The sequence below is a fragment of the Pseudomonas sp. B35(2017) genome (assembly GCF_002113645.1).
GTDB lineage: Bacteria > Pseudomonadota > Gammaproteobacteria > Pseudomonadales > Pseudomonadaceae > Aquipseudomonas > Aquipseudomonas ekonensis.
Window position 1 is genome coordinate 80,933 of sequence record NZ_NEIZ01000002.1, and the last position, 15,104, is coordinate 96,036.

The 15,104-nt window shown below is 66.4% G+C and carries 11 protein-coding genes; 5 read left to right on the forward strand and 6 right to left on the reverse strand.

Translation table 11 applies throughout. The annotated features are described in order from the left end of the window. Positions 1-68: 68 nt before the first annotated feature. Genes CAG41_RS03985 through CAG41_RS04005 form a run of 5 tightly spaced genes read right to left on the reverse strand, consistent with a single transcriptional unit; the run spans position 69 to position 8,368 of the window. Positions 69-1,472 (reverse strand): ATP-binding protein, encoded by a 1,404-nt coding sequence (locus tag CAG41_RS03985; RefSeq protein WP_085629437.1) that lies wholly within the window; start codon positions 1,470-1,472, stop codon positions 69-71. Then, positions 1,469-3,283, reverse strand: coding sequence for a DAHL domain-containing protein (locus CAG41_RS03990; protein ID WP_085580155.1), 1,815 nt, complete (start codon positions 3,281-3,283; stop codon positions 1,469-1,471). Before CAG41_RS03990 ends, CAG41_RS03985 begins: the two co-directional genes overlap by 4 nt. Further along, entirely contained in the window at positions 3,280-4,242 is a 963-nt protein-coding gene (locus CAG41_RS03995; RefSeq protein ID WP_085580157.1) for a cytochrome-c peroxidase, read from the reverse strand. Before CAG41_RS03995 ends, CAG41_RS03990 begins: the two co-directional genes overlap by 4 nt. After that, positions 4,239-6,113, reverse strand: a complete 1,875-nt coding sequence (locus CAG41_RS04000; protein ID WP_085580159.1) for a bifunctional diguanylate cyclase/phosphodiesterase — start codon at positions 6,111-6,113, stop codon at positions 4,239-4,241. The genes CAG41_RS03995 and CAG41_RS04000 overlap by 4 nt, the downstream gene beginning before the upstream one ends. Next, positions 6,113-8,368: an EAL domain-containing protein gene (locus CAG41_RS04005; RefSeq protein WP_085580161.1), complete on the reverse strand. Its 2,256-nt coding sequence runs from the start codon at positions 8,366-8,368 to the stop codon at positions 6,113-6,115. The genes CAG41_RS04000 and CAG41_RS04005 overlap by 1 nt, the downstream gene beginning before the upstream one ends. A gap of 247 nt (positions 8,369-8,615) precedes the next feature. Here CAG41_RS04005 and CAG41_RS04010 point away from each other — a divergent pair, with 247 nt between their 5' ends. Genes CAG41_RS04010 through CAG41_RS04025 form a run of 4 tightly spaced genes read left to right on the forward strand, consistent with a single transcriptional unit; the run spans position 8,616 to position 11,622 of the window. Continuing rightward, entirely contained in the window at positions 8,616-9,977 is a 1,362-nt protein-coding gene (locus CAG41_RS04010) for an HD domain-containing phosphohydrolase (RefSeq protein ID WP_085580163.1), read from the forward strand. A gap of 55 nt (positions 9,978-10,032) precedes the next feature. After that, positions 10,033-10,461 (forward strand): NUDIX domain-containing protein, encoded by a 429-nt coding sequence (locus CAG41_RS04015; RefSeq protein ID WP_085580165.1) that lies wholly within the window; start codon positions 10,033-10,035, stop codon positions 10,459-10,461. A 22-nt stretch (positions 10,462-10,483) separates the two neighbouring features. After that, on the forward strand, positions 10,484-11,122 hold the full coding sequence (locus CAG41_RS04020) for a LysE family translocator (RefSeq protein ID WP_085580167.1): 639 nt from the start codon (positions 10,484-10,486) through the stop codon (positions 11,120-11,122). Positions 11,123-11,124: 2 nt separating this feature from the next. Continuing rightward, positions 11,125-11,622, forward strand: a complete 498-nt coding sequence (locus tag CAG41_RS04025; protein ID WP_085580169.1) for a GNAT family N-acetyltransferase — start codon at positions 11,125-11,127, stop codon at positions 11,620-11,622. 117 nt (positions 11,623-11,739) lie between these two features. On the opposite strand, the gene metR is transcribed toward CAG41_RS04025, so the two are convergent. Then, positions 11,740-12,657 (reverse strand): transcriptional regulator MetR, encoded by a 918-nt coding sequence (gene metR / locus CAG41_RS04030; RefSeq protein WP_085580171.1) that lies wholly within the window; start codon positions 12,655-12,657, stop codon positions 11,740-11,742. Positions 12,658-12,767: 110 nt separating this feature from the next. Between metR and metE the strand changes: the two genes are divergently transcribed. Then, complete coding sequence (gene metE / locus CAG41_RS04035) at positions 12,768-15,080, forward strand: 5-methyltetrahydropteroyltriglutamate--homocysteine S-methyltransferase (protein WP_085580173.1); 2,313 nt, start codon at positions 12,768-12,770, stop codon at positions 15,078-15,080. Positions 15,081-15,104 lie beyond the last annotated feature (24 nt).

Here is a 15,104-nt window from a genome sequence, read left to right on the forward strand (position 1 = left end):
GCGACGAAAGTCGCGCTGGCCATGCCCGTCCGGTCCGGAATGTGTTTTGTGGGAATGCCGGTCTGTCCTCAGGCAGCCGGCCGGTTCTGGCGCAGCGGCAGCTCCACGCGGAAGGTGGTGCCGGCGCCCAGTTCGCTGCGCACCGAGATCTCCCCGCCGTGTTTTTTCACGATGCCATAGGACAGGGACAGCCCCAGCCCGGTGCCCTGGCCCACCGGTTTGGTGGTGAAGAACGGGTCGAAGATCTTTTGCAGGGTGTCGGGCGCGATCCCGGAACCGGTGTCGGCGACCTCGACCCAGGCCGTGTCCGCCCGTTGCCCGGTGCGCAAGGTGATGGTGCCGCGTTCCGGGCCCATGGCCTGCGCCGCGTTGACGATCAGGTTCATGATCACCTGGTTGATCTGCGACGGCAGGCATTCGATGTCCGGCAACGGCTGGTACTCCTTGACCACGTCGGCCTTGTACTTGAGTTCGTTGGCGACGATGTTCAGGGTCGATTCGATGCCCTGCTGAAGGTTGGCCCACTGCCATTCCTGGTTGGTGTCGACCCGGGAAAAGTCCTTCAGGTCCTTGACGATCCGGCCGACCCGGCCGATGCCTTCCTTGGATTCGCCGATCAGCTGGGGAATGTCCTCCAGCAGATAGTCCAGCTCCAGACGTGCGCGCAGTTGCTCAAGCTGTGCCGCAGCGCCGGTGTCCAGCGTCCGGCTGGCGGCGGCGTAGGCGTCGAGCATCTCCAGCAACTGCTTGATGTAGCCGTCCAGAGTGCCGAGGTTGGAGGAAATGAACCCGATCGGGTTGTTGATCTCGTGGGCGACCCCTGCCGCCAGTTGCCCCAGCGAGGCCAGTTTTTCCGACTGCACCAACTGCCCCTCCAGTTGCCGGCGCTCGTCGATCTCCCGCTGCAGGGCCTCGCTGGCCTGGCGGAACTGGGCGGTGCCTTCGTCCACCAGGTGTTCCAGGTGATGCATCTGGATCGATGCCCGTTCGGTCATCTCCCATTTGGTCAGCAGGGTGTTGGCCATCTGTTGCACTTCGATGTTGTCGAACGGCTTTTTCAGGATCAGCAGGCGGTCATGGGCCTGGAGGCGGTCCAGCAGTTCGTCCCACGAGTAGTCGGAGTAGGCGGTGCACACCACCACCTGCAGTTTCGGATCCTCCTGCCACAGGTGCTCGATGGTCTTCGCCCCGTCCCAGCCGTCGGGCATGCGCATGTCGACGAAGGCCACGGCGTAGGGACGATGTTCCTGCAGGGCCTGCATGAGCCTGCCCAGGCCTTCCTGGCCGCCGTAGGCCGAATCCAGCTCGAAGGCCGGCCGGGCAGCCTTGATCTCGCTGCCGAACAGGGCCGCTTCCATTTCATCCAGCTGCGCCGAACCGGCCCGTGCCGGGGTGAGGATCTTGCGAAAGTCGTCATGGATCGACGGAGTGTCGTCGATCAGCAGGATGCGCCGGTTGGACTGTTCGCTCATGCGTCCTCCGTGACCCGCACCAACGGGATCTGTAAGGTGAACAGCGCACCCTGGCCCGGTCCGTCGCTGTGGGCGGTGAGATGGCCGTTCATTTCGATCGCCGCCAAGGCGCAGCTGTGCAGGCCGAAGCCGTGGCCGTCCTTTCGGGTGGTGAAGCCGTGGGCGAAGATCCGGGTCATGTTCTCCGGTGCGATGCCTTCGCCGTCGTCCTTGACGCTGATCTGCACAACGCTGTCGTCGACGATCTCCACCCCCAAGGTGATCTGCCGCGGGCGGTTGCTCAGGTCGGCCATGGCGTACTTGGCGTTGCTGATCAGGTTGATCAGGATCAGCAGCAGGCGGTGTCTGTCGCCCATGATCTGCGGCACGTCGGCATAGGCCTTGACCACCGTGACGTGGTGCCGGTTCAGCGCGCCGGCGTTCATGCGCAGGGCGTCGTCGAGCAACCGGTCGATGTACAGCGGTTCGGTCAGGCTGTTGGCCCCGGCGTAGGATTGCTGGGTGGCGACGATGTCCTTGATGTGATCGACGCTCTTGCTCATCTGCGTCAGTTCGTCGGCCATCTCCTGCTGTTCCCGGGCGATGGCCTCCGCCAACTGGTTGAGGTAGCCGGGCAGCAGCTTGCCCTTTTCGTCCCGGGTCAGGAACTCGCCCAGATCCTCGGGGTGGGCGTTGATCAGTTGCATCGCCTTGCCCAGGCCTTGGGCCTTGCTGCTGCGCAGCCTGCGCGAGATCAGGTCGGAGGAGATGTTCACGCTGTTGAGGACGTTGCCGACGTTGTGCAGCACGTTGGTGGCGATCTCGGCCATGCCCGCATGGCGTGCGGCGTCGACCAGTTCGCTCTGGGCGCCCTTGAGCTCGCGGGTGCGTTCCTCGACCCGGCGCTCCAGTTCTTCGTTGGCGGTCTGCAGGGCCTTGTTGACCCGGTTGATCTCGCTGAAGCTGCGGATCAGGCGGATGGTCAGCCACACCAGGGTCAAGACCAGCAGGCCGGAAAACACCAGCAGGTAGAAGTGGTAGCGCTGATCGATCCGCTCGACCCGTTGCTGATCGCTGTCGAGCAGGCCGGTGATGGTGTCCAGCCGTTCGGCCACCGGCACCGCTTCGATGTCTTGCAGCAGGCTGTTGACGATCGGCTGCTCGCGCAGGATCAGCGCCACATGGTTGCTCAGGATCCGGATCGGATCCTGGAACGCTTGCGGCAGCCGCTGCGCATTCACCGCCAGCTTGTTCAGCCCCAGCTGGATGTCGACGGCCTTGTCGTCGGAGGCGACCTGGGCGAACTCCAGGCTGCTGAGCAGCAGGTCGTAGGTGTCGCTGGCGATGTTGAGCAGGCGCGACGGGTCGGTTTGGGGCACGTTGGCCAGTTGCGCCTGGATGTCGTCGTCGGCGGTGGGCAGAAACGCCAGGGAATTGCGCAACAGGGCATTGTGCGACTTGAACCGCTCCACCAGCCGGGTCTTTTCCTGCATCGCCCCGAGGAAGCCCTCGTGGGCATCGTTCCACAGCCCGGAGTCGTTGCGGCCATGGCCCGACTCCATGCTGTCGAAGCGCTCCCACAGGCGGTTCATCTCGTTCATCGGCGCCACCAGCGGGTCGTAGTTGTGGGCAATCGCCACCCGCGCCTTGAGCACCTCGGTTTCCCATTGGGCGTCCTGCTGCTTGATCTGACGGATCAGGTCCCGGGACTCGGTGTAGGCCGCCGTCTTCTCGGAGCTCGACTTCAGGTACAGAAAGATCAGGATCGACGCCAGCACCAGCGCCATGACGGCCAGCAGCAGCAGGCTGGTGCGGCGCGAAATGTCGGTCATGGCTGGCCCTCCCATTGTCCGCTCAGGGTCTTGAGGAAGCGGATGATCAGATCCTTGTCCTCGCCGCTGGGCTGGCGCCCCAGCTGATAGCGGAACATCACATCGACGGCCTGTTCGAGCGTGGCCGCCGAACCGTCGTGAAAGTACGGTGCGGTCAGCGCGACGTTGCGCAGGCTCGGCACCTTGAACACGGCGCGGTCGCTTTCGTCGCCGGTGACGTTGAAACGCCCCAGGTCCGCCTCGGTCGGGTTGCCGCGGTCGGCCACGTAATCGCCGAACACGCCGAACTTCTGGTACATGTTGCCGCCGATGTTCACCCCCTGATGGCAGGCGATGCAGCCGTAGTCCTTGAAGCGCTGGTAGCCGTACTTCTCTTCCAGGGTCAGGATGTCCGTGTCCCCCGAGAGGTAGCGGTCAAAGCGCGAGCGCGGGCTCAACAGGGTGCGCTCGTAGTCGGCCAGGGCGCCCTGGATGTTGGCCGGGGTCACCGCATCCGGGTAGGCGGCGGCAAAGGCCCGGCGGTAGTCGGGATCCGCGCCGATCTTGCGCACGACGGTGTCCCAGTCGCTGCCCATTTCGACAGGACTGGAGACCACGCCGTGGACCTGTTCCTCCAGCGTCTTGGCCCGGCCGTCCCAGAACTGGCGGAAGTTGAGGCTGGCGTTGAGCACGCTCGGCGTATTGACGCTGACCGGCTTGCCGTCGAACCCGATGGAGAGGGCCCGGACGTCGGCGCCGCCCTTGTCCAGGTGATGGCAACTGGCGCATGACAGCGTGTCGTTGGCCGACAGCCGCGGATCGTTGAACAGCCTGCGGCCCAGTTCCACCCGCGCCGGATCCAGCGGCGGCGCGTCCGGCAGGGGCTTGAGCGGTTCGTCCAGCGGCTCCGCGCCGGCGCCTGCACACAGCCCGCACAGCAGGGCGGCCAGCAGAAGGGGAAGCGTCCGCCGGCGGCTCATGGCTTTGCCCTGCCGCCCAAGGGACCGGCGGCCAGCAGCCGGGCGAAGTCGTCCGCCGGCACGGCTTTGCTGAAGTGATACCCCTGGCCTTCCTCGCAGCCGTGGGCCTTGAGGACGTCCAGTTGCCGCTGCGTCTCGACCCCTTCGGCGATCACGTTCAGGCGCAGGCTCTTGCCCAGGCTGATGATCGCGCCGACCAGGGCGTCATCGCCGCCTTCGCTGTCGAGGGTGCGGGTGAACGACTGATCGATCTTCAGCACGTCGACCGGGAAGCGGTGCAGGTAACTCAGGCTGGAATAGCCGGTGCCGAAGTCGTCGATGGCCAGCCGCACGCCCAACGCCTTGATCCGGTCGAGGGCGGTCATGGTGGCCTCGACGCTCTGCATCATCACCCCTTCGGTGATTTCCAGCTCCAGCAGCGAGGCCGGCAGGGCGCTGGCCTGCAGCACCTGTTCGACGGTCTCGACGAAGTCGCCCTGGCGAAAGTCGATGGCCGACACGTTGACCGACATGCGCACGTCCGGCAGCCCCGCCTGCCGCCAGGCCTGGGCCTGAAGGCAAGCCTGGGTCAGCACCCAGCGGGTCAGCGGCACGATCAGGCCGCTGTCTTCGGCCACGGGAATGAAGTCGGAGGGAAAGACCCAGCCATGCCCCGGCCGGTACCAACGGATCAGTGCTTCGGCGCCGATGACCTTGCCGCTGTCCAGTTCGACCTTGGGCTGGTAGTGCAGCTCGAATTCCTGCCGCGCCAGGGCCTGGCGGATGCCCGACTCGATGCTTTGCCGTTCGCGGGCACTCTGGTTCATGGCCTCGATGAAGAAGCCGATGCTGTCCGGGCCGTTGTCCTTGACGTTGCGCATGGCCGTCTCGGCCTTCTTGATCAGTTCGATCGCTTCGCCGCCGTCGTCCGGGTAGATGCTGATGCCCAGGCAGGCGGTGACGGTCAGGTCGTGTCCGGCCAGGGTGTGCGGGCTGCGGATGGCGGCCAGCAGCTTTTCGGCGATGCCGCGGGTCTGCTGGGGATGGTTGATGTCGCTGAGGATGACCACGAATTCGTCGGAGCCGTAGCGGAACACCGAGTCGGATTCGCGCACGCTGGCCACCAGTTGGCGGCCCGTGCGCTTGAGCATTTCGTCGCCGACCGGATGGCCCAGGGCATTGTTGATCCGCTTGAACCGGTCGAGCCCCAGGAACAGCACGGCCAGTTGCCGGTCGTGGCGGCGCGCGCGGGCCAAGGCCTGGCTCAGGCGATCCCCCAGCAGCGTGCTGTTGGGCAACTGGGTGAGCACATCGTACTGCAGCAGGTGCGAGACCTTGAGCAGTTCATGGACCCGGGCCTCGACGGTCTTCTCCAGGCTCTGCAGCTTCATCGCCGCGTCCTGGGCCAGTTGCCATTTCCAGGTCAGGGCGTTGGCCATCTGGCGGATCTCCAGGGCGTCGAAGGGCTTCTTCAGCACCAGCAGGCGATCGCCGAACTCCAGCCGTTCGGTCATGGCTTCCCAGCTGTAGTCCGAATAGGCGGTGCACAGGGCGATCTGCAGGTTGGGGTCGGCCTGCCAGAGCCGTTCGACGGTCTCCAGGCCGTCCCAGCCCGGCGGCATGCGCATGTCGATGAAGGCAAGCGCATAGGGGCGGCCGTCGACCAGCGCCTGCTGCACCAGTTTCAGCGCTTCCTGGCCCTGGTAGGCGGAATCGAGCTCGAAGGTGACGTGGGGGGGCTGCCGGGTGCCGAACAGCGTGTGCTCCAGTTGGTCCAGGCTGGGCTCGAAGGTGTCGTCCGGGGCGAGGATCTTGCGAAAGTCCTGATGGATGGCCGGTGTGTCATCGACGATGAGAATGCGCCGGTTGGTCTGGGCGACAAGCGTCTTCATCACTCATCCTCCGTGGCGGGCCCCGGCGGCAGCAGGTCGGCCTCTCTGAGCAGGCGCGAGATCTGTTCCAGGCTCGACGGCACCGCCGGCACGCCGGACGAGACCTCCACGGGCAGCGCGGCGAGCCGCTGCGGCCCGGGCTCGCCGAGGCCTTCGGCGATGATGCCGATGCCCAGGTCGCGGGCGAAATTGACGATCGCCCGCAACGCCATGGCGCCGGCCGGATCCCGGGCGGCGTTGTCGATGAATGCCTGGGCGAGCTTGAGGTGGTTGACCTGATAGGTCTTGAGGTACTCGAACGACGAGTATTCGGTGCCGAAATCGTCGATGGCGATCCGCACCCCCAATTCCCGCAGGCGCGGCAGCACGTCGTTGTGGGTCCATTTGGTCTGGGCCAGCGTCGCTTCGGTCACGTCGAAGCGCAGATCCCACGGGCACAGCTCCCAGCGGGCGGTGGTGCGCAGCACCTCGTAGATCAGGTCCGGGCCGCTCTTGAGCTGGGCCAGGGACAGCTTGATCGCCATCACCGGCGGTGCGGTGCCTTCGTCGCGCCAGCGGTGCATCTGCCAGCAGGCGTGGTCCAGCATCCAGCGCCCGAGGGCGATGATCGCGCCGGTCTTTTCCGCCGCCGGCAGAAAGGCCGACGCCGGCAGCAGGCCGCGCTGGGGATGGTGCCAGCGGACCTGGGCCTGCATGCCGAGGACCTTGCCGGTGGAAAGGTCCGTTTCCGGCGTGTAGTGCAGCTCCAGTTCGCCTTTGTGGATGGCGGTCTGCAGCTCGTTGGCGATGGCCAGCCGCTCGGCCACTTCCTGGTTGATCTCCTCGGAATGGAAGTGGAACTGGTTGCGGCCGGTTTCCTTGGCGCGGTACAGCGCCATGTCGGCCTGCCCCAGCAGGTTGTCGGCGTGGGTGCTGGCGGCGCTGTAGAGGCACACGCCGATGCTGACCGAAATGCGCAGGACATTGCCGGCCAGGTCATAGGGCAACAGCAGGACGTCGCGGATCTTGGCGGCGAGGGCGGCGGCCTGGGTGGGGTCGCTGACCTCCAGCTGCAGGATCGCGAACTCGTCCCCGCCCAGGCGGGCGATGACGTCGTTCTCCCGCACCGAAGCCTTGATGCGTTGCGCGACTTCCTGCAGCAGCAGGTCGCCGACCGGATGGCCCAGGGTGTCATTGATCCGCTTGAAGTGATCCAGGTCCAGGTAGAACACGGCGAACGGCATCGCGCCGCGGCGGGCGGCGGCGAAGGCCTGGTGCAGGCGCTCGATCAGCGTGGCCCGGTTGGCCAGGCCGGTGAGCCCGTCCGTGCGGGCCAGCAGGGCCATCTTTTCCTCGGCCTGGCGGCGTTCGGTGATGTCGAGGATGATCCCTTCGACTTCCAGCAGGCGCCCGGCCGCGTCGCGCACCGGGATGTAGCGGTTTTCCACCCAGCGCCAGTCGCCTTGCCCGGTGCGCAGGCGGAACTCGATGGACGCGCCCGAGGCGTCCCGGTCCAGCACCCGCGCCATGGCGGCATCGACCTTGGCCCGGTCGTCAGGGTGGATCAGTTTCTCGATCCACTCGCCGCCCTCCACCAGGTCGGCCGCGGCGTGGCCGTAGCGGGTGATGTTGTGGGAGATGTACATCAACGGGAACGACGGCTCGCCGCGCAGCCGGTAGAGTACGGTCGGGCTGTTCTGCACGATGATGTTGGCGTCGGACAGCTCCCGGGTGCGTGCCTGCACCGCTTGCTCCAGTTGGTTGAGCTTCAGCGCGGCGTCTTCGGTCATTTGCCATTTGACCGTCAGGGCGCTGGCCATCTGGCGGATCTCGATCGCGTCGAAGGGTTTTTTCAGGATCAGCAGACGGTCGCCCAGATCCAGGCGCCGGTCCAGGTCTTCCCAGGAGTAGTCGGAGTAGGCGGTGCACAGCGCCACTTGCAGCCTGGGATCGGCCTGCCAGAGCCGTTCGATGGTTTCCAGGCCGTCCCAGCCCGGCGGCATGCGCATGTCGATGAAGGCCACGGCATAAGGCACGGCGCCGGCCTGCGCGGCCTCGACCCTGTCCAGGGCTTCGCGACCCTGGAAGGCGAAATCCAGCTCGAAACGGGGGGCAGAGCTGGGGGCAGGCGTGCCGAACAGCAGGTTCTCGGCCTGCTCCAAACCTTCGTCATCGGCTGGGGGAACGCCGAGGATCTTCGCGAAATCGTCGTGGATCGACGGCGTATCGTCGACGATGAGCACGCGGCGGTTGACCTGCGCAGGCGGCCGGTTCATGCCGCAAGGCCCGATGAATGCACGGCCGTTGTCGGGATCATCCTTATTCCCTCGTCTCAGAGCGGCGCAGGGGCCGGTCGCGGATCAATGAACCAAGCATAGTTGCCCCGCGCGAATTCGCCCGGACGCCGTCGGGCGATCATTTGCCCCGCCTTGGAGAAAATCATCTAGCCTTTGGGGCAGGCATGGACAAGCGACGCGGTCTGGGCATGCCCCCCACGACAGCCGTTGCGTTCGAGGCCCAGCCATGGAAGAGCAAACCGTCCCCACGCCCGCGAACCGTCCCCAGGTGCTGCTGGTGGATGACGAGGAACCGATCCTCAACAGCCTGCGCCGCCTGCTGCGCGGCCAGCCCTACGATGTGCTGCTGGCCGACAGCGGCGCCCGGGCGCTGGAGATCCTGGCGCAGCAGCCGGTGGACCTGGTGATGAGCGATGCGCGCATGCCCAACATGGACGGCGCCACGCTGCTGGCCCGCATCCACGAGGCCCATCCGTCGACGGTGCGGATCATGCTGACCGGCTACGCCGACCCTTCGGCGATCATCAAGGCCATCAACGAAGGCCGGATCCACCGCTACATCAGCAAGCCCTGGAACGACGAAGAGATGCTCCTGACCCTGCGCCAGGCCCTCGAGCATCAGCACCTGGAGCGCGAGCGCCAGCGCCTGGAGCAGTTGATCCGGCTGCAGAACGAGAAGCTCAAGACGCTCAACGGCAACCTTGAGAAGCGTGTCGCCGCCCGCACCGCCGAACTGCAGCAGACCGCCGACATGCTCGACCTGGCCTACGAGGAGCTCAAGCGCAGCTATGTGACCGGCACGGAAGTGTTTTCGCTGCTGGCCAACCTGCGCCTGCCGCCCGCCAAGCAGACCAACCGGCAGATCATCGAGCTGATGCGCGCCTGCTGCCGGCACTTCGGCCTGGACGAGGCCGCAAGCCGCGACCTGACCATGGCCGCGGCGCTCTACAACGTCGGCAAGCTGAGCTGGACGGACAGCATGATGGTGACCCCCTCGGACCTGCTGCACCATGTCGAGCGCGAACGTTACCGGGCCTACCCCAAGCAGAGCGAATCGGTGCTGATGGCCCTCGACCCGATGAAGGATGCCGCCCGCCTGATCCTGCATCACCAGGAACACTGGGACGGCGGCGGCTTTCCCGACCGGCTCCGGGGCGAGGCGATCCCGTTCGGCTCGCGCCTGCTGAAGCTGGCGGTGGACTTCGTCGAGCTGCAACGGGGCCTGATCCTCGAACGGCAGATGAACAGCGACGAGGCGCTGCTGTACCTGCGTCAGTACGCGGGGCGGCTGTACGACCCGGGGCTGATCGAGGACTTCATCCTGGTCTGCGCGCAGGTGATGAACGACGTCGTGCTGGCGGATCCGGCGGTCAAGGTGCTGAGCACCCGCGAACTGGCGGCGGGCATGGTGCTGGCGCGCAACCTCAATGCCGACAACGGCATGCTGCTGCTCAACGCCGGCAAGGTGCTGAGCGGGCCGCTGGTGGACAAGCTGATCGCTTTCGAGGCCATGGAGGGCGGGCAGTACAAGGTGTTCGTCAAGGTGCCGGAGGAAACCGGGGCCGCGCTGGAGGCCCAGGGTGGATGACGGCGTTCCGCCGGCATGGGATCCTTGCGGTTTTCGCCAAGGCCCCGGCTGACCCATGACTTCTGCTTCTGCTGTTCCGTCCCGCATCATCCGCATCGCCGCCGCCCTGCTGATCGGCCCCGACGGCCGTACCTTGCTGGTGCGCAAGCGCGGCACCATCGCGTTCATGCAGCCCGGCGGCAAGATCGAGCCCCATGAGTTGCCGGTGCAGGCCCTGGCCCGCGAGCTGGAAGAAGAGCTGGGCCTGGTCATCGATCCGGCGCAGGCCGGCTTTCTGGGTCGGTTCGACGCCCCTGCCGCCAATGAGCCGGGGTTCACCGTGCAGGCGGACATCTTCCGGCTGGACATCGCCGCCCAGGTGTCCCCGGCGGCGGAGATCGAAGAGGTGAGCTGGATCGATCCGCAGACTGACGGCGGGCTGGCGCTGGCGCCATTGACACGGGACCTGATCCTGCCGTTCTATCGGGCCTCGCTGACCGTCTGACCGCCCACGCAAGGAGCCCGCCATGATCCCGTTGCACGATCTGCTGATTTTCGCCGCCGCCGCGCTGCTGATGGTGCTGACGCCGGGGCCGAACATGATCTACCTGATTTCCCGTTCGATCTGTCAGGGGCGCCGGGCCGGGGTGACGTCGTTGCTGGGCGTGGTGGCGGGGTTCTTCGTGCACCTGTTCGCGGCGGCGGCCGGCCTCACGGCGGTGTTCCTCGCGGTGCCGATGGCCTATGAGGCGCTGAAGTGGGCCGGTGCGCTGTACCTGCTGTGGCTGGCCTGGCAGGCGGTCAAGCCCGGCGCCCGTTCGCCGTTCGAAGTGCAGGCGCTGCCGGCCGACTCCCCGCGCAGGCTGATCACGATGGGTTTTCTCACCAGCGCCCTGAACCCGAAGATCGCGGTGTTCTACCTCTCGGTGTTTCCGCAGTTCATCACCCCGGAGCACGGCTCGGTGTTCAGCCAGAGCATCGTGCTGGGCCTGACCCAGATCAGCGTCAGTTTCAGCGTCAACCTGATGATCGCGCTGTCGGCGGCGGGCATCGCCTCGTGGTTCGCCCACAACCCGACCTGGCTGGCGGCCCAGCGTTACTTCATGGGGTTCGTGCTCGGCGGGCTGGCGCTGCGCCTGATGCTTGAGCAGCGCAGGACGGCGTGAGCATGTGGATCGAGCGGCTCGATGCCAGTCACGCCCTGGCCTACCGGGAACTGATGCTTGAAGCCTACGACTGCCACCCGCAGGCCTTCACCTCCAGCGTGCGCGAACGGGCGGCGATGCCTCTGAGCTGGTGGGAGTCGCGGCTCAGCGGCAAGTTCGATGTGGTGCTCGGCGCGTTCGAGGCCGGCAGGCTGGCCGGCATCGTCGGGCTGGCGTTCGAGTCCCGGGAAAAGGCCCGGCACAAGGTCACGCTGTTCGGCCTGTACGTGTCGGCGCCGTATTGCCGCCGGGGCACGGGCCACGGGTTGCTGCAGGCCGCCCTGGCCGAAGCGCAGAGCCGCCCGGAACTGAAACTCATCCAACTGACGGTCACCGCCGGCAACGACGCGGCGCTGAACCTCTACCGGCGCTGCGGCTTCATCCAGTTCGGCCAGGAACCCATGGCTGTGCGGGTGGGCGAAGACTACTTCGACAAGCTCCACCTGTGGCGCGAACTCTGAAGCCCCTGGGGCTCAACCCAGCCTCTGCGAACGACCCGGAACCTGTGGGAGCCAGCCTGCTGGCGATGGCGTCAGTGAAGGCGCCGCAGGGCAGGGCCGAGTCCGCCCGCAGCGCCTTCAGCGCACGGCGCTGACGCCGTCCAGGGTCGAGAACGAGGTGTCCTTGGCCGTCAGCAGGAAGTCGCGCATGTACGGCGCATCCAGCATGTCGGCGCGGATCGCCGCGTACAGGGTGGCGAACAGGCCTTTCTCCCCCAGCCGCTTGGCCTTCACGTAACCCCGCGAGCTGTACTCGTGCAGCGCCCAGTGCGGCATGCCGCACACCCCCCGGCCGCTGGCCACCAGTTGCATCATCATCACCGTCAGTTCAGAGGTGCGCACCTGCGCCGGCTCGATGTCGGCCGGTTCCAGGAAGCGGGTGAAGATGTCCAGCCGGTCACGCTCCACCGGATAGGTGATCAGGGTTTCGCTGCGCAGGTCTTCGGGGACGATGTACGGTTTGCCGGCCAGCGGATGCTGGTTGGCCACCGCGAGCATGGCTTCGTAGGTGAACAGCGGCACGTAGGTGAGCCCGGCGATTTCCAGCGGGTCGGAGGTGACCACCAGGTCCAGGTCGCCGCGGGCCAGGGCCGGCAGCGGCGCGAAGGAGAACCCCGAGGCCAGGTCGAGCTCCACTTCCGGCCAGGCGTCGCGGAACTGGTCGATGGTCGGCATCAGCCATTGAAAGCAACTGTGGCATTCGATGGCCATGTGCAGGCGCCCGGCGGTGCCGCCGGCCAGGCGGCCGATGTCGCGCTCGGCGGCGCGCAGCAGCGGCAGGGTGGCGTCGGCCAGTTGCAGCAGGCGCAGGCCGGCGCTGGTGAAGCGCACCGGTTTGGTCTTGCGCACGAACAGCGGCATGCCCATGCGTTCCTCCAGCTCCTTGAACTGGTGGGACAGCGCCGATTGGGTCAGGTGCAGGCGGTCGGCGGCATCGACCAGGCTGTCGGCTTCGCGCAGGGCGTGCAGGGTTTTCAGGTGACGGATCTCAAGCACCGCAGGCTCCATGAGTAAAATTTGTAATCAACACGAAAAGGTTGAGTTTGTCTCATGTTGCCCGGGCTGTCGACAATAGCGCCATCTTTTACCGATGGAGCAACTTCGACATGGCCGTGGCCCACATCCTTGGTTTCCCGCGCATCGGCGCCGACCGCGAACTGAAAAAGGCCCTGGAGGCCTACTGGAAAGGCGATCTCGACCGGGCGAGCCTGGAACGGGTCGGGCGCAGCCTGCGCGCCGCCCACTGGCAATTGCAGAAGGACGCCGGCATCGACCTGCTGCCGGTGGGCGACTTCGCCTGGTACGACCAGGTGCTGACCCACTCGCTGACCTTCGGCGCGATCCCCGAGCGTTTCGCCGGTGCGCTGGACGCCCGCGGCCTGCCGACCCTCGACACCCTGTTCGCCATGGCCCGCGGCGCTTCCGCCAGCTGCTGCGGCGGCGGGCACGGCCAGACGCAGTATGCCCAGGAGCTGACCAAGTGGTTCGACACCAACTACCACTATCTCGTCCCGGAATTCACCGCTGACCAGGCGTTCAGGCTCAGCTGGGAACAGCTGTTCGAAGAAGTCGACGAGGCCCGGGCGCTGGGCCACAACGTCAAGCCTGTGATCATCGGCCCGTTGACCTACCTGTGGCTGGGCAAGGCCAAGGGCGAGGGCTTCGACAAGTTGGACCTGCTGGAGCGCCTGTTGCCGGTGTACGGCGAGATCCTCGGCCGCCTCGCCGCCCAAGGCGTGGAGTGGGTGCAGATCGACGAGCCGATCCTGACCCTCGACCTGCCGCAAGCGTGGAAGAACGCCTTCGAACGCGCCTACAACATTCTTCAGTACTCGCCGCTGAAAAAGCTGCTGGCCACCTACTTCAGCGGGCTTGAGGACAACCTCGGCCTGGCCGTGAGCCTGCCGGTGCAGGGGCTGCACATCGATGCGGTGCGGGCGCCGGAGCAGTTGGGCCAGGTGCTGGACCGTCTGCCCACCTACAAGATCCTGTCCGTGGGCCTGGTCAACGGCCGCAACGTGTGGCGCTGCGAGCTGGAACAGGCGCTGGCGCAGTTGCAGACGGCCCAGGAGCGTTTCGGCGACAACTTGTGGGTCAGCAGTTCCTGCTCGTTGTTGCACAGCCCGGTGGATGTCGGACGGGAAGACGAACTCGACCCTGAGCTCAAGCGCTGGCTGGCGTTCGCCGTGCAGAAGTGCAGCGAGATCGCCGTGCTGCGCGATGCGCTGAACGATCCGCAGGCGGCCGGCGTGCAGGCCGCCCTGGCCGACAGCCGCGCGGTGGCGCAAAGCCGTGCGCAGTCGCCGCGCATCCACAAGCCGCAGGTGCAGGCCCGGATCAAGGCGATCGGCGCCAAGGACAGCCAGCGCCGTTCGCCGTTTGCCCAACGCATCGCTGCGCAACAGGCGCACCTGCAATTGCCGGCGTTTCCCACCACCACCATCGGCTCGTTCCCGCAGACCGGTTCGATCCGCCTGGCCCGGCAGGCCTTCAGGCAAGGCAAGCTGTCGGCCAACGACTACACCGATGCCATGCACAGCGAAATCCGCCACGCGGTGCAGGTCCAGGAGCGCCTGGGGCTGGACGTGCTGGTGCACGGCGAGGCCGAACGCAACGACATGGTCGAGTACTTCGCCGAGCAACTGGACGGCTACCTGTTCACCCGTTTCGGCTGGGTGCAGAGCTACGGTTCGCGCTGCGTGAAGCCGGCGGTGATCTACGGCGACCTGAGCCGCCCCGACGCCATGACCGTGGACTGGATCACCTACGCCCAGAGCCTCACCGACAAGGTCATGAAAGGCATGCTGACCGGTCCGGTGACCATGCTGATGTGGTCGTTCCCCCGCGAAGACGTGCCGCGCAAGGTGCAGGCGCAGCAATTGGCCCTGGCCCTGCGTGACGAAGTGGCGGATCTGGAGAAGGCCGGCATCCGCATCGTGCAGATCGACGAGGCCGCATTCCGTGAAGGCCTGCCGCTGCGCCGGGCCCAGTGGCAGGACTACCTGGACTGGGCGGTGGAGGCGTTCCGCCTGTGCGCCGGCGGTGTGCGCGACGAGACGCAGATCCACACCCACATGTGCTACAGCGAGTTCAACGACGTGATCCAGGCGATCGCCGCCATGGACGCCGACGTGATCACCATCGAGACCTCGCGCTCGGACATGGAACTGCTGGAGGCCTTCGAAGCGTTCGACTACCCCAACGACATCGGCCCGGGCGTCTACGACATCCACTCGCCGCGGGTGCCGGAAACCGCCGAGATGGTCAAGCTGATGCACAAGGCGGTGAAGCGTATTCCGGCCGAACGGCTGTGGGTCAACCCCGACTGCGGCCTCAAGACCCGCGCCTGGCCGGAGACGGAAGCGGCGCTGGTCAACATGGTGGCGGCGGCGCGGCAGTTGCGCCGTCAACTGGCCTGATGCCGGGACTGCACAGCGCGACGG